The organism is Serratia sp. S4 (genome assembly GCF_000347995.1).
Classification (GTDB): Bacteria; Pseudomonadota; Gammaproteobacteria; order Enterobacterales; family Enterobacteriaceae; genus Serratia; species Serratia quinivorans.
The window spans coordinates 2,230,013-2,248,494 of the sequence record NZ_KB661120.1; the positions used below are offsets into that span (position 1 = coordinate 2,230,013).

At 54.1% G+C, this 18,482-nt stretch carries 19 protein-coding genes; 12 read left to right on the top strand and 7 right to left on the bottom strand.

The genetic code is table 11. The features are described 5' to 3' along the window. Positions 1–88 precede the first annotated feature (88 nt). The 3 genes from SERS4_RS0111240 (at position 89) to SERS4_RS0111250 (ending at position 3,445) form a co-directional block, all read left to right on the top strand. Positions 89–1,126 (top strand): LacI family DNA-binding transcriptional regulator, encoded by a 1,038-nt coding sequence (locus SERS4_RS0111240; protein WP_026142335.1) that lies wholly within the window; start codon positions 89–91, stop codon positions 1,124–1,126. 208 nt (positions 1,127–1,334) lie between these two features. Continuing rightward, a complete protein-coding gene (locus SERS4_RS0111245; RefSeq protein WP_026142336.1) occupies positions 1,335–2,258 on the top strand; it encodes a TIM barrel protein in 924 nt (307 codons plus the stop codon). A 14-nt stretch (positions 2,259–2,272) separates the two neighbouring features. Next, entirely contained in the window at positions 2,273–3,445 is a 1,173-nt protein-coding gene (locus SERS4_RS0111250; RefSeq protein WP_017892566.1) for a Gfo/Idh/MocA family protein, read from the top strand. Positions 3,446–3,472: 27 nt separating this feature from the next. Here the strand turns inward: SERS4_RS0111250 and SERS4_RS0111255 are convergent, their stop codons facing one another. Beyond that, positions 3,473–3,823 carry a GFA family protein gene (locus SERS4_RS0111255; RefSeq protein ID WP_017892567.1) on the bottom strand — a complete coding sequence of 117 codons (351 nt, stop codon included), beginning with the start codon at positions 3,821–3,823 and terminating at the stop codon, positions 3,473–3,475. A 174-nt stretch (positions 3,824–3,997) separates the two neighbouring features. On the opposite strand from SERS4_RS0111255, the gene SERS4_RS0111260 reads away from it, so the two are divergent. The 3 genes from SERS4_RS0111260 (at position 3,998) to SERS4_RS0111270 (ending at position 5,974) form a co-directional block, all read left to right on the top strand. Further along, a complete protein-coding gene (locus tag SERS4_RS0111260; RefSeq protein ID WP_012006479.1) occupies positions 3,998–4,207 on the top strand; it encodes a hypothetical protein in 210 nt (69 codons plus the stop codon). Positions 4,208–4,453: 246 nt separating this feature from the next. After that, a complete protein-coding gene (locus SERS4_RS0111265; protein ID WP_017892568.1) occupies positions 4,454–5,197 on the top strand; it encodes a DUF3658 domain-containing protein in 744 nt (247 codons plus the stop codon). 132 nt (positions 5,198–5,329) lie between these two features. After that, entirely contained in the window at positions 5,330–5,974 is a 645-nt protein-coding gene (locus tag SERS4_RS0111270) for a Qnr family pentapeptide repeat protein (protein ID WP_012006481.1), read from the top strand. 35 nt (positions 5,975–6,009) lie between these two features. Here the strand turns inward: SERS4_RS0111270 and SERS4_RS0111275 are convergent, their stop codons facing one another. Beyond that, positions 6,010–6,408, bottom strand: a complete 399-nt coding sequence (locus tag SERS4_RS0111275; protein ID WP_017892570.1) for a hypothetical protein — start codon at positions 6,406–6,408, stop codon at positions 6,010–6,012. A gap of 444 nt (positions 6,409–6,852) precedes the next feature. Between SERS4_RS0111275 and cspA the strand changes: the two genes are divergently transcribed. Next, entirely contained in the window at positions 6,853–7,065 is a 213-nt protein-coding gene (gene cspA, locus SERS4_RS0111280) for an RNA chaperone/antiterminator CspA (RefSeq protein WP_012006483.1), read from the top strand. A gap of 403 nt (positions 7,066–7,468) precedes the next feature. On the opposite strand, the gene SERS4_RS0111285 is transcribed toward cspA, so the two are convergent. Further along, positions 7,469–8,149 (bottom strand): hydrolase, encoded by a 681-nt coding sequence (locus tag SERS4_RS0111285; RefSeq protein ID WP_012006484.1) that lies wholly within the window; start codon positions 8,147–8,149, stop codon positions 7,469–7,471. A 448-nt stretch (positions 8,150–8,597) separates the two neighbouring features. Between SERS4_RS0111285 and SERS4_RS0111290 the strand changes: the two genes are divergently transcribed. After that, positions 8,598–9,353 (top strand): SDR family NAD(P)-dependent oxidoreductase, encoded by a 756-nt coding sequence (locus SERS4_RS0111290; RefSeq protein ID WP_017892571.1) that lies wholly within the window; start codon positions 8,598–8,600, stop codon positions 9,351–9,353. 47 nt (positions 9,354–9,400) lie between these two features. On the opposite strand, the gene SERS4_RS0111295 is transcribed toward SERS4_RS0111290, so the two are convergent. Genes SERS4_RS0111295 through puuD form a run of 4 tightly spaced genes read right to left on the bottom strand, consistent with a single transcriptional unit; the run spans position 9,401 to position 13,520 of the window. Continuing rightward, positions 9,401–10,681: an FAD-binding oxidoreductase gene (locus SERS4_RS0111295; protein WP_017892572.1), complete on the bottom strand. Its 1,281-nt coding sequence runs from the start codon at positions 10,679–10,681 to the stop codon at positions 9,401–9,403. Between the two features lie 11 nt (positions 10,682–10,692). After that, complete coding sequence (puuC, locus tag SERS4_RS0111300) at positions 10,693–12,189, bottom strand: aldehyde dehydrogenase PuuC (protein ID WP_017892573.1); 1,497 nt, start codon at positions 12,187–12,189, stop codon at positions 10,693–10,695. Between the two features lie 15 nt (positions 12,190–12,204). Beyond that, complete coding sequence (gene puuR / locus SERS4_RS0111305; RefSeq protein WP_012006488.1) at positions 12,205–12,762, bottom strand: HTH-type transcriptional regulator PuuR; 558 nt, start codon at positions 12,760–12,762, stop codon at positions 12,205–12,207. Continuing rightward, the gene (gene puuD / locus SERS4_RS0111310; protein ID WP_012006489.1) at positions 12,759–13,520 is read right to left on the bottom strand and encodes a gamma-glutamyl-gamma-aminobutyrate hydrolase; all 762 of its coding nucleotides are present in this window, start codon (positions 13,518–13,520) and stop codon (positions 12,759–12,761) included. Before puuD ends, puuR begins: the two co-directional genes overlap by 4 nt. 239 nt (positions 13,521–13,759) lie before the next feature. Here puuD and SERS4_RS0111315 point away from each other — a divergent pair, with 239 nt between their 5' ends. The 4 genes from SERS4_RS0111315 (at position 13,760) to SERS4_RS0111330 (ending at position 18,196) form a co-directional block, all read left to right on the top strand. Further along, a complete protein-coding gene (locus tag SERS4_RS0111315; RefSeq protein ID WP_012006490.1) occupies positions 13,760–15,178 on the top strand; it encodes a glutamine synthetase family protein in 1,419 nt (472 codons plus the stop codon). Positions 15,179–15,495: 317 nt separating this feature from the next. Further along, complete coding sequence (locus tag SERS4_RS0111320; RefSeq protein ID WP_012006491.1) at positions 15,496–16,866, top strand: APC family permease; 1,371 nt, start codon at positions 15,496–15,498, stop codon at positions 16,864–16,866. 91 nt (positions 16,867–16,957) lie between these two features. Beyond that, positions 16,958–17,851 (top strand): aromatic amino acid DMT transporter YddG, encoded by an 894-nt coding sequence (gene yddG, locus SERS4_RS0111325; protein WP_017892575.1) that lies wholly within the window; start codon positions 16,958–16,960, stop codon positions 17,849–17,851. Between the two features lie 72 nt (positions 17,852–17,923). Beyond that, positions 17,924–18,196, top strand: a complete 273-nt coding sequence (locus SERS4_RS0111330; protein WP_012006493.1) for a hypothetical protein — start codon at positions 17,924–17,926, stop codon at positions 18,194–18,196. Positions 18,197–18,482: the final 286 nt, after the last annotated feature.

Consider the following 18,482-nt stretch of genomic DNA (forward strand, 5'->3'; position numbering starts at 1 on the left):
ACGCGCCCGATCACACAAAAACGGCAGCCTGATTTCTATGGGCGGCTGGGACATGATAGTTTTTATCAAAATCATGAGGGAGACGATTATGGCAGGCAAGAAAACCACCCTGGCCGCCATTGCCAGAGAGGCACATGTTGGTATCGCTACGGTTGATCGGGTAATAAACCAGCGCGCAACAGTACGGCCGGAAACGGCACGCAGGGTCATTGCGGCGGCGCACAAATTAGGCTTCGCACTAGAGAAATCGCATCAACTGTTTGAGGCGGTGTGCCAACCAGCCGCACGGATTAAAATGGGCTTTATCCTGCTGCGCAAGGAACATTCGTTCTACGCACAATTGGCGGATAGCCTGCTGGAACAGGCCGCACCCTATTACGACGCTGAGCAGCCGCCACAGTTCATGTTTCATGATATCAGTGCGGTCAGCGACACCGCTGCCGCCATCACACAGTTAAGCCAAAGTGTGGATGTGATCGGCGTGCTGGCGCTGGATAACCCGATGATCCGTTTTGCGGTGGAAGAGGCTGGCAGGCAGGGGGTAAAGGTATTCACGTTGCTATCGGATTTATCGGTACACAGCCGTGCCGGTTATATCGGCTGGGATAACCAGCAGGCAGGTCGTACCGCCGGCTGGGCGGTGGAGCGCTTGTGCCATCGGCAGGGCGATGTCGGGGTCATTATCGGCGATAACCGTTTTCTGTGTCAGGAAACCTGCGAAATCAGCTTTCGATCTTACCTGCGCGAACACCTGAGTGGTCAGCGGGTGCTTGAGCCGGTACGCAGTCATGAACGGGCCGAAAGCGCAAGACAAGTCACTCAAACCTTGCTGGAGCAACATCCCAATCTGGTAGCTCTGTATGCACCCTGCGGGGGTGTGGAAGGGATTATTGCTGCGCTGAGGGAAAGCGGCAGGCAGCATCAGGTGATGCTGATTGGTCATGGCCCGGTTGCAGGCGGCGAAATGGCGCTGATCGATGGCACGCTGGATCTGATGCTCAGGCATCGTATTGCCGAGTTTGCGGCGTCAGTCATCAGCACTTTTGTCGCCGCCACCGGTGGCGGCTCCTCCGGTTTTAGTCACACCATTAACCGCTTTGATCTGATCACCAAAGAAAACCTCTGATAGTCGGCTCCCTCTGGCGGAGCCGTTTTTCATTATAAATATCCTAATCTCCCGGGCGCTTCGGCCTGTCTGCTTTTGATAAAAAACCATCATTTAAACTATCAAAATTAACGCGATCGCCATCAAAGAATGAAAGTTTCATCATTGCTGATTTCGAAACGTTTATTTAATGCTGAGGTCACTTCGACTTCGACCCGGAATAAAAATGATGAGTTTGCCGATTGCCAATGCGCCCTGTAGTTGGGGTGTGGATGACCCTAAAAACCCGCATCTTCCGCCTTACACCAAAGTGCTGCAGGAGGCGAGCGCTGCCGGCTATCGCAGCATCGAGCTGGGGCCCTGGGGCTATCTGCCCACAGATACCGATATCCTGAGCGCCGAATTACATCGGCACGGACTGTCGCTGGTGGCCGGCACCATTTTCGACGATCTGGTCAGCGAACAAAACTTTAGCTATCTCCTTGAGCTGACACATAACATTTGTCGCAATTTGTCGCAGACTGCCAGGGCGCAGTCTATCAATGCCGGTAATTTCTCACCGCCATATCTGGTGATTATTGATTTCGGTAATCCTCAGCGTGCCAAATTTGCCGGGCAGTCGTTATTGGCACCGCGACTTACCCAGGCGGACTGGCAGCGGATGATCGGCCATATCATGACGCTTGGCAAAATTGCCTGGCAGGAATATGGCGTGCGGCCGGTAGTGCATCCGCATGCCGGTGGTTGTATCGAATTCGCCGATGAAATTGAGCAACTGGTCGAGCAAATTCCTCACCAAATCGCCGGGCTGTGCCTGGACACCGGCCATTTGTATTACTCAGGCATGGACCCGACCACCTGGATTGACCGCTATTTTGCGCGCATCGATTACCTGCACTTCAAGGACGTTAACCCGCAGGTATTCCACCAGGTGTTGGCGAGTGGGCTGGATTTCTTCACTGCCTGCGCGCAGGGAGTGATGTGTCCATTGGGCAAGGGGGCGATCGATTACCCGGCGGTGCGAGAATTATTAATGACGCGGGGTTATCAGGGTTGGATCACCATTGAGCAGGAGCGCGACCCCCGTCATGCGCAGGGCAGCCTGAGTGATGTAACAGAAAGCCTCAACTATTTACGAACCCTCGGTTTTTAATCAGGAGAAACGTGATGATCAACGGCATTAAACCTTTGGAACGATCCTTGCGCTGGGGGATGGTTGGCGGCGGCGGAACCAGTCAGATTGGTTATATTCATCGTTCTGCGGCACTGCGCGATGGCACTTTCTCCCTGTTGGCCGGGGCGTTTGATATTGACGCGCAGCGAGGGCGTCTTTTTGGACAGAGCCTGGGGATCGCAGCGGAGCGTTGTTACCCGGATTACGCTACGCTATTTCGCGAAGAGGCTGCCAGAGTGGATGGCATCGAGGCGGTTTCCATTGCCACCCCCAATAATACCCACTTTGCCATCTGTCAGGCGGCACTGGCCGCTGGCCTGCATGTCGTGTGCGAGAAACCACTGTGTTTCACCGTTGAAGAAGCGCAGGCGCTGGTCGAACTGAGCCAAAAACAGCATAAAATTATCGGGGTTACCTACGGCTACGCCGGACACCAGTTGATCCTTCAGGCCCGGCAGATGATCGCCGACGGCCTGCTGGGTGAGATCCGCATTATCAACATGCAATTTGCGCACGGATTCCATGCGGCGGCGGTGGAGTTGGATAACCCCAGCACCCGCTGGCGGGTGGATCCCCGTTTTGTCGGCCCCAGCTACGTATTGGGTGATTTGGCTACCCATCCTTTGTTCCTGGCGGAAACCATGGTGCCGCAGCTAAAGGTCAAACGCCTGATGTGCAGCCGCCAGAGTTTTGTCAAAACGCGGGCACCGCTGGAGGACAATGCCTATGTGCTGATGGAGTATGACAATGGTGCCGTTGGCTCCCTGTGGTGCTCTGCGGTTAACAGTGGTTCGATGCATGGGCAGAAGGTCAGAATTGTCGGTGAGAAGGCCAGCCTGGAGTGGTGGGACGAGCAGCCGAACCAACTGCGATTTGAAGTGCAGGGCGAACCGGTACGCATTCTGGAACGCGGTATGTCCTATCTGGATCCTATAGCACTGGCGGACGATCGGATTGGTGGTGGTCATTCGGAGGGGTTGTTTGAAGCCTGGTCGAATCTGTACCGACGCTTTGCCCGGGCGATGGATGCTACCGATCGGCGAGATCGGGATTTTCTGGCCGATTTTTGGTACCCCGACGTTGCTGCCGGGACGATGGGGGTGCGTTGGGTCGAAAACTGTGTGCGCTCCGCCGATGCCGGTGCCAGCTGGGTGGAGTTTCGCTGATTCACGCCTGTTTCCTGTCTGGGCCTTTCAGGCGCTGGCGCCGTCAAACGGATGGATTTTCAACGAATCCAGCGCCAATTCTGGCACGCAGCGAAGATTGACGGCGCACATTGCTGCACCGTCCGGGCCTTTTCCGTAGGCAAAAGCCTCTGTGCCGCAGGTCTGGCAGAACTGGTGCTGAATGATGTGTTTGTTAAAGGTATAACCGCGAAGTAGCTCTTCACCGCTGTTCAGCACAAAGCTGCCGATCGGGAAAAACGCCAGCAACATGCCTTTACGGCGGCAGATTGAACAGTTGCAACTTAGAGCCTCATGGGGCAGTTCGGCATTCACCGTAAAGGTGACGGCGCCGCAGTGACAGCTACCTTGAAATGACATAATCGACTACCTGCTGAAAACCTCAGTTCGCCCAATTATAGTTCACTTATTCACCATGTTGATTTGGTCATGGAATTCATTACCGCAAAGAATATGGATTCTGTGGCTCGATCCATTAGAAATATCTTTAAATTCTGTTAAGTTGGCCACTAGCCTAATCACAAGGAGAGAACGATGTTAGAGCAATACTATCCGACCACGATGAGCTCCAAACCGATCACGGATGAGCAACATAAAAGACTGGTGGCGGTGCAGGCGGCGCTGGAGCTGATCAAGGCCACGCTGTCTGATACCAACGACGGCAACGGTGTGGATTTTCAGTTGAAGGCCGCTGAAAAGCACATTGGCCCGATGGCTGATGCGATCCAGGAAGCGCTGAAATAAATTCCGCCAGCGATAATTAACCGCCCGAGGGCGGTTGAGTGTGATGACAAAGTTGTCTTTGAATCCGAGATACCCGGGCCTAGCGCACCTGAACTGCACCCAAAAAGTTGGATACCAACTGAGTAAGGTGCAGTTTTTTTGTGTCATTCGGGCAGGCAAATTCGGATTTTTTGTCTAGTGACTGCGCAGAAATGTTGGCAGAATTCCTTCAGGATTATTTTTGGGAACAGGCGGAGGAGAGCATTGATGAAGGATGTGCATATCGCACTGTCGGGTGGCTGCGTTCGGTTGGCCTACCCGGGAGAAAACGTTCTGGATTTCACCGATAACCTGTCATTCGGGCCGCTGTGTGCGCTGGATGATGATCAGGGACAGCAGGCGAGGTCCTGCTGGTTTCGAGATCTGCATCATTCTGTTTACGCGCCGGAGTGGGACACTTCTTCACAGCGCTTGACGGCGATGGAAAACCTGAAAATACAGCTAACCGTCGTCACCGGGCAGGTGACTCTGTGGATTGGCGATAACCCCGATGAGCAACTGATGTTGCGCGCGCTGTTGCCGCTGATCGGCGAGCGGCAGGTCTTTGTGGTTAACGTCACCGAACACACCGGGCGGATGAGCACCAACTGGTGTCCGGCTGAAATGTTGGAGCCGCTGTGGATCCGTCGGCGTGAATTGACTCAAGAAGATAAAGTGGCGCTTATTGAAGACTGGCGGCGGTTGTTGGCGGACACAGCACCCGTGAGGATTTTTACCCAGGGAGAAGTGCAGGGGAAAGCGTTGGATTACTACGATCCGCTGCTGCTGGAACATTGCCCGAACGAGTATACCCAGGGCTCAAGGGTGGTGGGAAACGCCATGGTGAAAACTCCCTATTCGGTGGACGACACCTTTTTGAATTTCCGCCTGTACGCGTTAATTGAACAGGGAGTGTTGCAGGCGCAGACTGGCGGGGTAAACATGAACCGCCTTCAGGTGCGGCAGGTTTAAGCCTCACTTTCCTCTCGTTGTGTTTTTTGTGCTGTGCAGCGGAAAAAACGGGCAAAACGTTTTTCACTGGCCAGCAGATCTGCTTATAATGCCTCACTGACTGTATAAATAAACAGGTGTGGTGCGATGACGTTGACGTTGAAGTTGGATGGTGAAAAGATTGCTCGTAACCGGTTTACCGGCGAAAAAATTGAAAACGGCAGCTTTATCAACTGCGATTTTTCGGGCACCGACCTGACGGGGACCGAATTTATCGACTGTCAGTTTTATGACCGCGAGAGCCAACAGGGCGGTAATTTCAGCCGTGCCTTATTGAAAGATGCCAGCTTCAAAAACTGTGACCTGTCGATGGCGGACTTCAGAAATGCCAGCGCATTAGGTATCGAAATCCGTGAGTGCCGGGCACAGGGCGCAGACTTTCGCGGCACCAGCTTTATGAATATGATCACCCCACGCACCTGGTTTTGCAGCGCATACATCACCAAAAGCAACCTGAGCTATGCCAATTTTTCGAAAGTGGTACTGGAGAAGTGCGAGCTGTGGGAAAACCGTTGGAACAGTGCGCAGATCCTGGGGGCGACTTTTAGCGGTTCGGATCTTTCCGGTGGCGAGTTTGCGTCGTTTGATTGGCGTGCCGCCAACTTTACCCATTGTGATTTGACCAACTCGGAATTGGGTGAGCTGGATCTGCGCAGCACCGATCTGCAGGGCGTTAAGCTGGACAGTTATCAGGTGTTTCAGATGATGGAGCGGCTGGGCATTGCGGTTATTGGCTAAGCGTGACTGGCGTTCCTGCTTTTGTCACGCCTGATTTACAAGCCGGCGGAGGGTAAGGATTTAATCACTTTATCGGCATCTATCGGCATTTTCCGTACCGTTACCGGAATGGTGAAGCCGGGTTGCTTGGTAAAATGACGTGCATCGTCGTTTATCGGTACTACAAATATCGCCAGGTTATCATTAGCTTGCATAACACCTTCCGGCTCCAACAACGCGAATAGCGGGGTGGGGTGAGAGTCAGGCAACAAGCATGCGGACAGCCAAAAACCGCTATTACTGGTGTATTGACAGTGAGCTTTGTCGTTTGCAATCTGGGAAATTTGCTTTTCAAGCAATGCGTTAGCATTTTTCACAAAACTTGGTGGGGTTGGCTGACACCCTGTCAGGCTTGCGATAAAGGCCGCACTGGCCATTATTTTATTAAAATTCATAACTATCCTGTCACAATCACACAAGTCATTATCCGAAAGATCACAATTGCGATCCTAGCAATTTGGCGATGCCGGTGTCGAGAACTTATTGATTTGTCAGGTTTATGTTAAGGTTTTATTACAATCAAACACCAATACAATAACAAAACCTGTGCTGACGCCACCGGTACAGAGATTGAAGATAAATGGCGCAATGCGGAGGTGGGGGAAGAGACTTAAATTTAAATAACTCTTGCTTAAATAAATACCTCGTGTATAAATAGCGTCATCGGTTTGTAGTACAGACCTTATGAAAGCAGTTTTAGTAAAGCAGTTCTCAGTATTAGTGATATCCCATAGATACCTCTTCTTCCGCGAATTTCCTTCTCTAGTGCCCAAGTAAGTTTCCAATAAAAACAGACCTCAATCGCCTTATGGCGTCTCAAAAATATAAAGGAAATATCTATGTCTACTAAAATGACTGGTTTGGTAAAATGGTTTGATGCAGGTAAAGGTTTTGGCTTTATCTCCCCGGCAGACGGCAGCAAAGACGTGTTCGTGCACTTCTCCGCTATCCAGAGCAATGATTTCAAAACGCTTGATGAAGGTCAGCGCGTTGAATTCACTATCGAAAATGGTCAGAAGGGTCCTTCTGCCGGCAACGTAGTAGTTTTATAATTTATAGGTAGTGTTTTATTCCTTACGATAGCGAAGAAGGTGTAAACCGGAGCAGCTAAGAAATAAAAGAATTACCTGAATAAACTCCGGGATTACCCGGAGTTTATCTAAAATATTCATATTCAGAATATTCCAATAGCAATAGTTATTGGCAACAGCAAAAAAGATTGGCGTCGTAATAATAATAGCGACCGCAGTTGAGTCTATTTTTCTGTTGTGAAAAAGTTGTGCTTAGGCTGCGTAAGGTTGGAGTGTTGGACGGACGCTTACGCCATAACATGACAGTCGGGAAAGTGACCGACAAACATTGATGACCCTGGCCGAAAGCCGGGGTTTTTTTATGCATATTGCTCAGGCGAGCAGGGCTGGCCCAGGGGGAAACAGACCAGCCAGAGAAGGAGCGTTAGTCGCGCTGGGAATCCAGCACTTCGTTATTTTTCACTACGTCCTGGGCTTTAACGTAGCTTTCAATCAGCAGTTGATACGCAGGGAAAATTTTGGTGTAAACCTCGGCCCATTGTTGTGCATCCTCACGATTCCAGCTGCCCTGAAGTTCAGAGGCCACGCCGGCGGTATCGATCGGTACCACACCTGCCTGCACCACACGCGCCAGGGTAATTTCCTGCGCCATTTTCGAATAGGTACCCGAGGCGTCGATAACGGCAAATACTTTATAGCCTTCGGCAACGGCGCTGATCGACGGGAAGGCCATGCAAACACTGGTGATGGTACCGGCGATAATCAGAGTTTTGCGGCCGGTCGCTTTAACGGCTGCAACAAAATCCGGGTTATCCCAGGCGTTGATCTCACCTTTGCGCGCCACATATTGCGCATGCGGGGCATTTTGGTGGATCTCCGGGATCAAAGGGCCATTCGGACCTTGCGGTACTGACGCTGTGGTAATGACCGGCAACTTGCTCAGCGTAGCGATACTGGCCAGTGCACCAGCGCGAGCGCGCAGTTCCGTCATTGGCATATCGCCGACGGTTTGGAACAGGCCACTCTGGTGGTCAATCAACAACATGACCGCGTCATTGGCATCAATAACAGGACGCTGACCATTAAAGTTTGCTGGAGTGCTCATCTTTTATTCCTCTGTAATCGGGACGTTGAAACCAATTAATGCTGCCTAACCAAGATGTAATCTCAGTGTTTGGAAACAGTGTAGGGGCAAGAGAAAATTCCGCTAGAGGGTTAACTCAGGATGCATTGTTCTATTTAAGGAACGATAAAGGCAGGTGAAGGCGATGGCTTTTTGTGCACGCCAACTGCGTTATCGCGCCGGTACGGGACTTATTGATAGGTGATAATGCACAGCGGGAATAGTCACTGTGATAAATTTTATTAACCCTATCAAACACTTGGCTTAATTCCGATAATGCCTGACTTAGCGCATTGAATTCGCATTGGATACCTCTTTGTGATTAGCAAACCGCACGTTTTGACTGTTCCTCTCCGCCCATGAGTTTTATCCTCGGACTCAATCAGTATTTGTATGATTTATAAAAATACATTCACATGGAGGAGTTCTTATGCGTTTCGACAATAAAGTGGTCATCATCACCGGGGCAGGCAACGGGATGGGGGAAGCGGCGGCACGCCGGTTTTCCGCTGAGGGCGCAACCGTGGTGCTGGCCGACTGGGCAAAGGAAGCGGTAGATAAAGTGGCGGCCTCGCTGCCGAAAGGCAAGGCACTGGCGGTGCATATCGACGTTTCTGACCATGTCGCGGTTGAAAAAATGATGTACGAAGTGGCGGAGAAATTGGGCCGCATCGACGTGCTGTTAAACAATGCCGGTGTGCACGTTGCGGGTAGCGTGCTGGAAACCAGCGTAGATGACTGGCGTCGCATCGCCGGGGTCGATATTGACGGCGTGGTGTTCTGTTCCAAATTTGCCATGCCGTATCTGCTGAAAACCAAAGGCTGCATCGTTAACACCGCATCGGTCTCTGGCCTGGGCGGCGACTGGGGTGCGGCATATTACTGCGCGGCCAAAGGGGCAGTGGTAAACCTGACGCGTGCCATGGCGCTCGATCACGGTGGTGATGGCGTGCGGGTGAACTCGGTGTGCCCGAGCCTGGTAAAAACCAATATGACCAACGGCTGGCCGCAGGAGATCCGCGACAAATTCAACGAACGTATTGCTTTGGGCCGGGCGGCAGAGCCGGAAGAAGTGGCTGCGGTGATGGCATTCCTGGCCAGTGACGACGCCAGCTTTATCAACGGTGCCAATATCCCGGTTGACGGTGGGGCGACCGCCTCAGACGGCCAACCGAAAATTGTTTAAGCGTTAATCATCAGGCCCGGCAAGGTTAAACGCCGGGCCTGCGTGCTTTACACCCCGATCCGATCGCGCAGAGTGTAGTAGGCCGCGCCAATGGCGGTAAACGGGATTTGCAGGTTGCGACCGCCGAAGAACGGCAGGTGCGGCAGCTTGGCAAAGGCATCGAAGCGTTCCGCATCGCCCTGCATTAACTCGGCAATCAATTTACCCGCCAGATGGGTACAGGTCACGCCGTGGCCGCTGTAGCCCTGCATGTAATAAACGTTGTTTTCCAGTCGGCCGAACTGCGGCATACGCGACAGCGTCAGCAGGAAATTGCCGGTCCAGCGGTAGTCGATATTTACCCCTTTCAACTGCGGGAAGGTTTTCAGCAGTTTCGGGCGGATCAGATTGTCGATATCGTCCGGATCGCGGGCACCGTACACCACGCCACCGCCGTACAGCAGGCGGTTATCGCCGGTAATACGATAATAATCCAGCAGATAGTTACAGTCCTCGACGCAGTAATTTTGTGGGATCAACGACTGCGCCACTTCTGGTGCCAGCGGCTCGGTGGCAACCACCTGTGTGCCGCACGGCATGCTGCGTTTGGCCAGTCTTGGCTCCAGCTTATCGCCCAGATAAGCGTTACCGGCCACGATCACATAACGCGCCTTCACCTGCCCATTAGCGGTACTGACCATGGCCGGTTCGCCGTGGCGAATGTTGGTCACGGCCGATTGTTCGAAGATCCGCCCACCCTGCAGGCGAATGGCTTCGGCTTCCCCGAGTGCCAGATTCAATGGATGAATATGACCACCGCTATGATCCAGCAGCGCGCCGACGTAGCGCTCGCTATTGACCTCTTGACGGATACGCCCGGCGTCCAGCAGCTCAAGTTGAGTATTGCCGTAGCGTTCCCAGTTCTGTTTCTGCTCGACCAACGCATGGTATTGCCGGTTGTTCAGTGCGGCGAAGATGCCGCCGGGGCGATAGTCACATTCGATGGCGTACCTTTGGATACGGCTGCGAATGATCTCTGCGCCCTCAAACATCATACTGCCGAGAACGCGGGCGCTTTCTGCCCCATAGCGTTGTTCAATCACGTCAATATCGCGGCTGTAAGAGTTGACCAGTTGGCCGCCGTTACGGCCGCTGGCGCCGAAACCGATGCGCGCCGATTCCAGCAGCACCACGTTATAGCCGGCTTCTACCAGAAACAGTGCGGAAGACAGACCGGTATAGCCACCGCCGACGATGCAGACGTCGCATTCAATAGAGTCATTCAGCTGCGGGTAGGGCGCGTGGCTGTTGGCCGAGGCCGCATAATAGCTTTTTACATGTTCAGTCATGATATTTGCCCTTATTCCAGCGAAATCCAGGTGGTTTTCAGTTCGGTGAATTTTTCCAGCGCGTGCAGCGATTTGTCGCGACCGTTGCCGCTTTGCTTGTAGCCGCCGAAGGGGACCGTCATATCGCCGTCATTGTAGTTATTGACGAACACCGTACCGGCTTTTAACTGGCGTGCCAGTCGGTGGGCGCGGGACAGGTCACGCGTCCAGATGGCGGCGCCCAGACCGTAGTCGCTGTCGTTGGCCAACTGCATGGCCTGCTGTTCACCGCTAAAACTGGTGACGGCCAATACCGGGCCAAAAATCTCGTCACGCGCCACGCTCATGGTGTTATCCACCTGGGTAAGAATGGTCGGGCCGAGGTAGCCGACATGGCCGCTCTGTGGGTGTTCGCGGCCGTCGAGGAACAGGTCGGCACCCTGGCTCAGGCCCTGTTCGATGTAGTCGGCCACTTTCTCGCAGTGGCCCTGATCGATCAGCGTGCCCATCACCGTCGCCGGATCGAGCGGATCGCCTGGGGTGAAGGCTGCCGCATGTCGTCGTAGCGCCTGTAAGAACGCCTGCTGAATACTCTCTTCCACCAACAGCCGGGTGCCGGCAATGCACACCTGTCCCTGATTATAGAAGATGCCGGCGGCGGCACTCTGCGCGGCCTTGTCCAGATCCGGGCAGTCGGCAAAGATGATATTGGCGCTCTTGCCGCCGGCCTCTAGCCACACCCGTTTCATATTGGATTGACCGGCGTAAATCATCAGTTGTTTGGCGACCTGGGTGGATCCGGTGAAGGTCAGGGCGTCGACGTCGTTGTGCAGCGCCAATGCCTTGCCGGCATCGTGACCGTAGCCTGGAACAATATTCAGCACGCCGTCCGGCAATCCGGCCAGTTGGGCCAGCTTGCCCAGATAGATGGCGGTCAACGGGGATTTTTCAGAGGGTTTAAGGATCACGCTGTTGCCGGTGGCCAGCGCCGGGCCGAGTTTCCAGCAGGCTAATAACAGCGGAAAGTTCCACGGCACGATGGCGCCGACCACGCCGATAGGCTCGCGTTCAATCAACGCCAGCGCATCACCGCCGGTGGGGGCGATTTCGCCATAAACCTTGTCGACCGCTTCGGCATACCAGCGCAGGCAGCGGATGGCTCCCGGTACGTCATCGCGCAGGCTGTGGCGGATCGGTTTGCCGGTATCCAGCGTTTCCAGCAGCGCCAGTTCCTCCTGATGCTGTTCCATCAGGTTCGCCAACTGCAACAAAGTGGTTTTGCGCTGTGCCGGAGCCGCCCTGGACCAGTCACCGCGCTCAAATACTTCACGCGCTGCGCTGACCGCCAGATCGATATCGACGCTGGTGCCCCGGGCAACCTGGGTCAACTCACGTTGCCCGGCAGGATCCTCCACGGCAAAGGTTTGGCCTTCGGCGGCCTGCTGATAGCGGCCATTGATAAACAGTCGGTTCTCAATTTTCAGGGCCTGCGCCCGGTGTTGCCAATACTGCAAATGGTGGAAGTCCATACCTTGCTCCGTTGATCAGAATGTCGTCGGCGTATGGGCGCTGATAATCCGGCAAATCCGCGCCGACGTGTTGCTGAAACTGTGGGGAATGCCGGTGTTGATGGCGTAGCTCTGCCCGGCCGACAGGTGATAGGCCTGCCCGTTGACCTGCAAAACCACTTCGCCTTCCAGCAGGGTGCCGATCTCTTCCCCCTGATGCTTGATGCGTTCGCCGGTGGTGGTACCCGGTTCATAGGTTTCGATCATCATCGCCAGGGTGCGATTAGGGTCGCCGTTGTGGATCAACTTCATCGATACCCCCTGGCTGCCAATCTCAATCAGATCCTGGCTGTCGATCACAATCTGTGGTTCATCCGGTATTTCCGGTTCGGCGAAAAACGCCGACAGTGACAGCCCATACACCGTCAGCAGCTTTTGCAAGGTACTGATGGCCGGGCTGACCTTGTCCTGCTCGATGGTGCTGATGGCGCTGTGGGTTAATCCAGACAGTTCGGCCGCGCGGCGCTGTGACAATCCCAATTGCTGGCGGATTTGCGACAGGCGTTTTCCCGGTGCCAAGCTGACATCGCTCATGGGCGTTTTTCCTTTTGATAGTTCCGGCAGGCGCTAATGAAACCCTCAAACAGCAGGCGTGACAGAGCGTACTCCTCACTGTTCCATTCCGGGTGCCATTGCACACCCAGCGCGAAAGGCTGGTCGCGCAGGCTGATGGCCTCCACCAACCCATCGGCGGCGTGGGCCTCAATACGTACGCCGGGGCCAAGGGTTTTTGCCCCCTGGCCATGCAGTGAGTTCACCCAGAATCTGTTGCAATCCGGTATCAGTTGCGAGAGCAGGCCGCCTTCCTGAACGATGACTTCGTGGGCGGGGGCGTATTGTTGTTCCAGCGGCAGGTCGTGATCTTCACGGTGCTCGAGCAGTTCGGGTAATTCAAACAGCCGGCGGTGCAGGGTGCCCTGGCTGGCGACCACCATTTCTTGCATACCGCGGCAAATGGCGAAAAGGGGAATGCGCCTGTCGAGCGAGTGGCGGATCAGCGCCAGGCTCAATTCATCTCGCCCAGGATCGGCGTCAGGCTCATCGCCGTTTTCACCATAAAGGTGCGGCTGCACATTACTGGGGCTGCCTGGCAGCACAATACCGTCGAGGTGCTCCAGCAATTCTTCCAGCAGTTTCGGCTCAGCCAGCGCGTGTGGCAGGGCGATGGGCAGCCCTCCGGCAGCGACTACGGCATTTAGGTACTTTTCTTGCAAGGTCTGAGTGAGGTGCCCGTTTAACCTATACCTGCACATCACTACGCCGACCACTGGTCTGTTAAATATATTGCCCATGCTGTCCCCTTGGTATGTTCGAAATTATGAACGATAAGCTTCTCCACTGCCGTTTTCGTTCAATATTTTATAAATCTAGCAGTCAAATGGGCAATATTCAAACTCAAAGTAACACTTGCAAAACAATTTTGTTGCATCTATGTTTCATTGGTGGACATTATATTGAGCAAGATGGTCAAAAAACATCGACGGCAATAAGTGTGAGAACCACAGACAAAAACATACATGGCGGGTGAATCATGCAGACCAACATAGTAGAAGTGGAAAACTTTGTTCAGCATCATGAAGAAAAGCGAAGTAGCGCGTTCCAGCGTGAAGTGAAGAACTACCTGGAGCGTTATCCATTAACTCAGCACGTTGACGTTCTGCTGACCGACCTTAACGGCAGCTTCCGCGGCAAACGTATTCCGGTCGCTGGGTTGAGCAAACTGGAGAAGGGGTGTTACTTCCCGGCGTCGGTGTTTGCGATGGATATTCTCGGCAATGTGGTTGAGGAGGCCGGGCTGGGGCAGGAGCTGGGTGAGCCGGATCATATCTGCGTGCCGGTGCTGGGCACCCTGACACCGTCGGCGGCGGATCCGCAATATATCGGCCAGGTGCTGCTCACCATGCTCGATGAAGATGGTACTCCCTTTGACGTTGAACCGCGCAATGTGCTGAACCGAGTGTGGCAGCGTTTGCGTCAGCGCGGGCTATCCCCCGTAGTAGCGGTAGAGTTGGAGTTCTATCTCATCGATCGCCAGCGCGATTCGGAAGGCTATCTGCAGCCGCCGTGTGCGCCGGGCACTCAGGAGCGCAATACCCAAAGCCAGGTGTACTCGGTCGATAATCTTAACCACTTTGCCGACGTGCTGAGCGAGATTGACGAATTGGCGCGTATGCAGGGCCTGCCGGCAGACGGTGCGGTGGCGGAGGCTTCACCCGGCCAGTTTGAAGTCAATCTGCATCATACCGACAACGTCCTGCAGGCCTGTGACCATGCGCTGGCATTAAAACGCCTGATCCGCATGGTGGCGGAAAACCACAACATGCAGGCCACCTTTATGGCCAAACCCTACGAAGAACACGCCGGTAGCGGCATGCACGTGCATATCAGCATGCTGGACCGGCAGGGCAACAACGTACTGGCAGACGACGATGGTGAAGACTCCGCGCTGCTGAAACAGGCGCTGGCCGGGATGATTGCCCTGATGCCTTCTTCTATTGCGTTGTTGGCACCGAACGTTAACGCCTATCGTCGTTTCCAGCCGGGCATGTACGTGCCGACCCAGGCGTCCTGGGGCCATAACAACCGCACCGTGGCGCTGCGCATTCCCTGCGGCGATCGCGACAGTCATCGCGTGGAGTATCGCGTAGCCGGTGCGGATGCCAACCCTTATCTGGTTATGGCGACCATTCTGGCCGGCATTGTCTACGGCCTGGAAACCACCCTGCCGCTGCAAGAGCCGGTGACCGGCAACGGGCTGGAGCAGGAGGGGCTACCGTTCCCGATCCGCCAAAGCGATGCGCTGTATGAGTTTGAGCATCAGCCGGTACTGAATGCCCTGCTGGGCGAAAGGTTCAGCCATGTTTACCTGGCTTGTAAAACGGATGAGCTGGTGCAGTTTGAGCGCCTGATCACCGAAACCGAAATCGAGTGGATGCTGAAAAACGCCTGACCCGCTCGACGCCAATCCTACCGCGCGCGTATGGCGCATTCCGCCGGCTATCCTGTGGCCTGCGATGCTGCGCGCTGCGGTAAAGCATTGCTTCCACTTTGGCGTACAGGACGCCGGCGAGGAAATAACCATGACAGCCATAACTGTTTCATCCGTCTGCGCAGGCATCTGCCTGTACCGCAGTGAATACGGGCCAGCCGCTGGCCGAGTTTTATTGTCTTTAAACCGCACTTCCCGCCGCCTGAGCAGCAGTTTCCCCGCGGCCTCTCTGAATGACGTTAAACGGTTACCAGCAGAGGACAACGAGGGGAAGAGCCATGACGACTAATGTGACTGACATCAATGAGGCAGCAAAGCCGCAACTGCGTAAAAGCCTGAAGCTGTGGCAAGTGGTGATGATGGGCCTGGCCTATCTGACGCCAATGACGGTATTCGACACTTTCGGCATCGTCTCCGGCCTTACCGACGGTCACGTACCGGCCTCCTATTTACTGGCGCTGGCCGGCGTGCTGTTCACCGCCATCAGCTACGGCAAGCTGGTGCGCCAGTTCCCGACCGCCGGTTCAGCCTACACCTATGCGCAAAAAGCCATAAATCCGCACGTCGGTTTTTTGGTGGGTTGGTCTTCACTGCTCGATTATCTGTTTCTGCCGATGATCAATACCCTGTTGGCGAAGATTTACCTGACGGCGTTGTTCCCTGAAGTACCGCCGTGGATATGGGTGGTGGGTTTTGTGATTATCATTACTGCCATCAACCTGAAAAGCGTCAATCTGGTGGCCAACTTCAATACCCTGTTCGTACTGGCCCAGGTGGCGATCATTGTGGTATTTATCTTCCTGGTGGTACGTGGCCTGCACAACGGTGAAGGACTGGGGACGGTATGGAGCCTGCAACCCTTCGTCAGCGAAAATGCGCATTTACTGCCGATCATCACCGGCGCCACCATCTTGTGTTTCTCGTTCCTCGGCTTTGATGCGGTGACCACGCTATGTGAAGAAACGCCAGATGCCGCCAGAGTGATCCCGCGCGCTATCTTCCTGACCGCGCTGTATGGTGGGGTGATCTTCATCAGCGTGTCATTCTTTATCCAACTGTTTTTCCCTTCGATTCAGCGGTTCCATCAGCCAGATGCGGCACTGCCGGAAATTGCGCTGTACGTGGGCGGAAAGTTGTTCCAGTCGATTTTCCTGTGCGTCACCTTTATCAACACCCTGGCCTCGGGCCTGGCGTCACATGCCAGCGTTTCACGGCTGTTGTATGTGATGGGGCGCGATAACGTGTTCCCGGAAAAATATTTCGGCTATATCCACCCGAAATGGCGCACGCCATCACTCAACGTGTTGCTGGTGGGGCTGGTCGCACTGTCCGCGTTGTCTTTCGATCTGGTCACGGCGACCGCATTGATCAACTTCGGTGCGCTGGTGGCTTTTACCTTCGTTAACCTGTCGGTGATCAGTCATTTCTACATTCGCGAGGGGCGTAACAAGAGCTGGAAGGATCGCTTCAACTATCTGTTCCTGCCATTGGTCGGGGCGTTAACGGTCGGCGTGTTGTGGTTAAACCTGGAAAAAAGCTCGCTGACCATGGGATTGATCTGGGCGGTTATGGGCTTTGGTTACCTGGCGTATCTCACCCGGCGTTTCCGCCAGCCGCCACCACAGCTGGAACGACAACCGCAGCAATAACTGAGTCAGGCGGGGGTTCCCGCCTTTCTTTTTTGTCCGTCGGACAGTAGAGTGAAAATACTGATAAAAAATAACCGATTGGATCACCTCCATGTCTTCACTCCCCGTTTCGTATAAAGCCACTTTGTTCGGTCTGCTGGCGATCCTGCTGTGGAGCAGCGTGGTTGGCCTGATCCGCAGCGTCAGCGAAGGGTTGGGGCCTATTGGCGGTGCCGCGATGATCTACAGCGTCAGCGCAGTTTTTCTGCTGTTGGCGCTACGGCTACCGAATCTTCGCCATTTTCCGCGCGCCTACCTGATCCTCGGCAGCCTGCTGTTTGTCAGCTATGAAATCTGTCTGTCGCTGTCGCTGGGCTATGCCAACACCCGCTTGCAGGCCATCGAGGTCGGGATGATCAACTACCTTTGGCCCTGTTTCACCGTACTGATGGCGCTGGTGTTTAACGGACAAAAGGCCAAGTGGTGGCTACTGCCCGGATTACTGCTGTCATTGTTCGGTATCGGTTGGATCATGAGTGGTGAGGGCGGCTGGTCGCCGGCGCAAATGCTGGCTAACGTACGCAGTAATCCATTGAGTTATTCGCTGGCCTTCGGCGGCGCGATAATTTGGGCGTTATATTGCAACCTGACCAAGAGAATTGCCCAGGGTCATAACGGCGTGGTGCTGTTTATTACCCTGACCGCCGTTGCGCTGTGGGTGAAATACGCCTTTAGCCACGAAAGCGGCATGCAGTTCACCCTGCCGGTGACCCTGACGTTACTCTGTGCCGGCATGGCGATGGGGGCAGGGTACGCGGCGTGGAATGTGGGTATTTTGCACGGCAATATGACGCTGTTGGCGACGGTATCCTATTTTACCCCGGTGCTGTCAGCGGTATTTGCCGCGCTGGTATTGAATACCGCACTGACCGCCAGCTTCTGGCAGGGCGTGGTAATGGTGACTCTGGGATCGTTAATTTGTTGGCGGGCAACCCGAGGAAACTAACGGAAATGCTCCGCCGGTTGCCCAATGTTGAACTAGAATCTAACTAGCAGACAAACATGAAGGAACATAAAAATGAGAGACGATATCCAATTCATTCAGCAGCCAGAGATTGACGGTGGAAGTTATATGCGCGGTGATACCGTGCGCCTGACTACCGCCAATCTGCGCCATGAATATCAGCTTGATGTCAGCATTCTGCGCCGGGAAGACAAACTGATTTATGGTTCGGTGATCGCCGCCGCGCCGAAGGTGGATATCCCGCCGAGGGAGTGGGAGATCCAGCCGGGGCAAGAGGTGGTATTCCGTAAGGAAAATATCGCCAAGGCAATACCTTCAATTAGCTGAATCCTGGCAAGTGTTCCGCCGTATCCTCCGTTTTCCTCTGTAGCATTCCCAAGAAATGCCGGTGCTAAAAACACCGGCTTTTTCATTTCTGCGAAAAGATCCGGTAACTTTTTGTGTTGCGCACAATTGGCACAGAAACTGCTTTAAAAATCACCGTGCATGACAAAAATCACAGCGAACGTGAATTTTCATGAAACATAATTTGACAAATGTGAACGCAATCGATTACCTATTCGCGAAATGCATAACTGGATCACAGTTTCTTACACCCGGTGATTTCTATAAT

Excerpts from the sequence above, each read along its gene's own strand:
- SERS4_RS0111315 (WP_012006490.1), top strand. The coding sequence starts at position 13,760 with ATGCAGACCAACATAGTAGAAGTGGAAAACTTTGTTCAGCATCATGAA.
- SERS4_RS0111330 (WP_012006493.1), top strand. The coding sequence starts at position 17,924 with ATGAGAGACGATATCCAATTCATTCAGCAGCCAGAGATTGACGGTGGA.
- yddG (WP_017892575.1), top strand. The coding sequence starts at position 16,958 with ATGTCTTCACTCCCCGTTTCGTATAAAGCCACTTTGTTCGGTCTGCTG.
- SERS4_RS0111320 (WP_012006491.1), top strand. The coding sequence starts at position 15,496 with ATGACGACTAATGTGACTGACATCAATGAGGCAGCAAAGCCGCAACTG.
- SERS4_RS0111265 (WP_017892568.1), top strand. The coding sequence starts at position 4,454 with ATGAAGGATGTGCATATCGCACTGTCGGGTGGCTGCGTTCGGTTGGCC.
- puuC (WP_017892573.1), bottom strand. The coding sequence starts at position 12,189 with ATGGACTTCCACCATTTGCAGTATTGGCAACACCGGGCGCAGGCCCTG.
- SERS4_RS0111295 (WP_017892572.1), bottom strand. The coding sequence starts at position 10,681 with ATGACTGAACATGTAAAAAGCTATTATGCGGCCTCGGCCAACAGCCAC.
- SERS4_RS0111255 (WP_017892567.1), bottom strand. The coding sequence starts at position 3,823 with ATGTCATTTCAAGGTAGCTGTCACTGCGGCGCCGTCACCTTTACGGTG.
- puuD (WP_012006489.1), bottom strand. The coding sequence starts at position 13,520 with ATGGGCAATATATTTAACAGACCAGTGGTCGGCGTAGTGATGTGCAGG.
- SERS4_RS0111245 (WP_026142336.1), top strand. The coding sequence starts at position 1,335 with ATGAGTTTGCCGATTGCCAATGCGCCCTGTAGTTGGGGTGTGGATGAC.
- SERS4_RS0111275 (WP_017892570.1), bottom strand. The coding sequence starts at position 6,408 with ATGAATTTTAATAAAATAATGGCCAGTGCGGCCTTTATCGCAAGCCTG.
- SERS4_RS0111250 (WP_017892566.1), top strand. The coding sequence starts at position 2,273 with ATGATCAACGGCATTAAACCTTTGGAACGATCCTTGCGCTGGGGGATG.
- SERS4_RS0111290 (WP_017892571.1), top strand. The coding sequence starts at position 8,598 with ATGCGTTTCGACAATAAAGTGGTCATCATCACCGGGGCAGGCAACGGG.
- SERS4_RS0111260 (WP_012006479.1), top strand. The coding sequence starts at position 3,998 with ATGTTAGAGCAATACTATCCGACCACGATGAGCTCCAAACCGATCACG.
- cspA (WP_012006483.1), top strand. The coding sequence starts at position 6,853 with ATGTCTACTAAAATGACTGGTTTGGTAAAATGGTTTGATGCAGGTAAA.
- SERS4_RS0111240 (WP_026142335.1), top strand. The coding sequence starts at position 89 with ATGGCAGGCAAGAAAACCACCCTGGCCGCCATTGCCAGAGAGGCACAT.
- puuR (WP_012006488.1), bottom strand. The coding sequence starts at position 12,762 with ATGAGCGATGTCAGCTTGGCACCGGGAAAACGCCTGTCGCAAATCCGC.
- SERS4_RS0111285 (WP_012006484.1), bottom strand. The coding sequence starts at position 8,149 with ATGAGCACTCCAGCAAACTTTAATGGTCAGCGTCCTGTTATTGATGCC.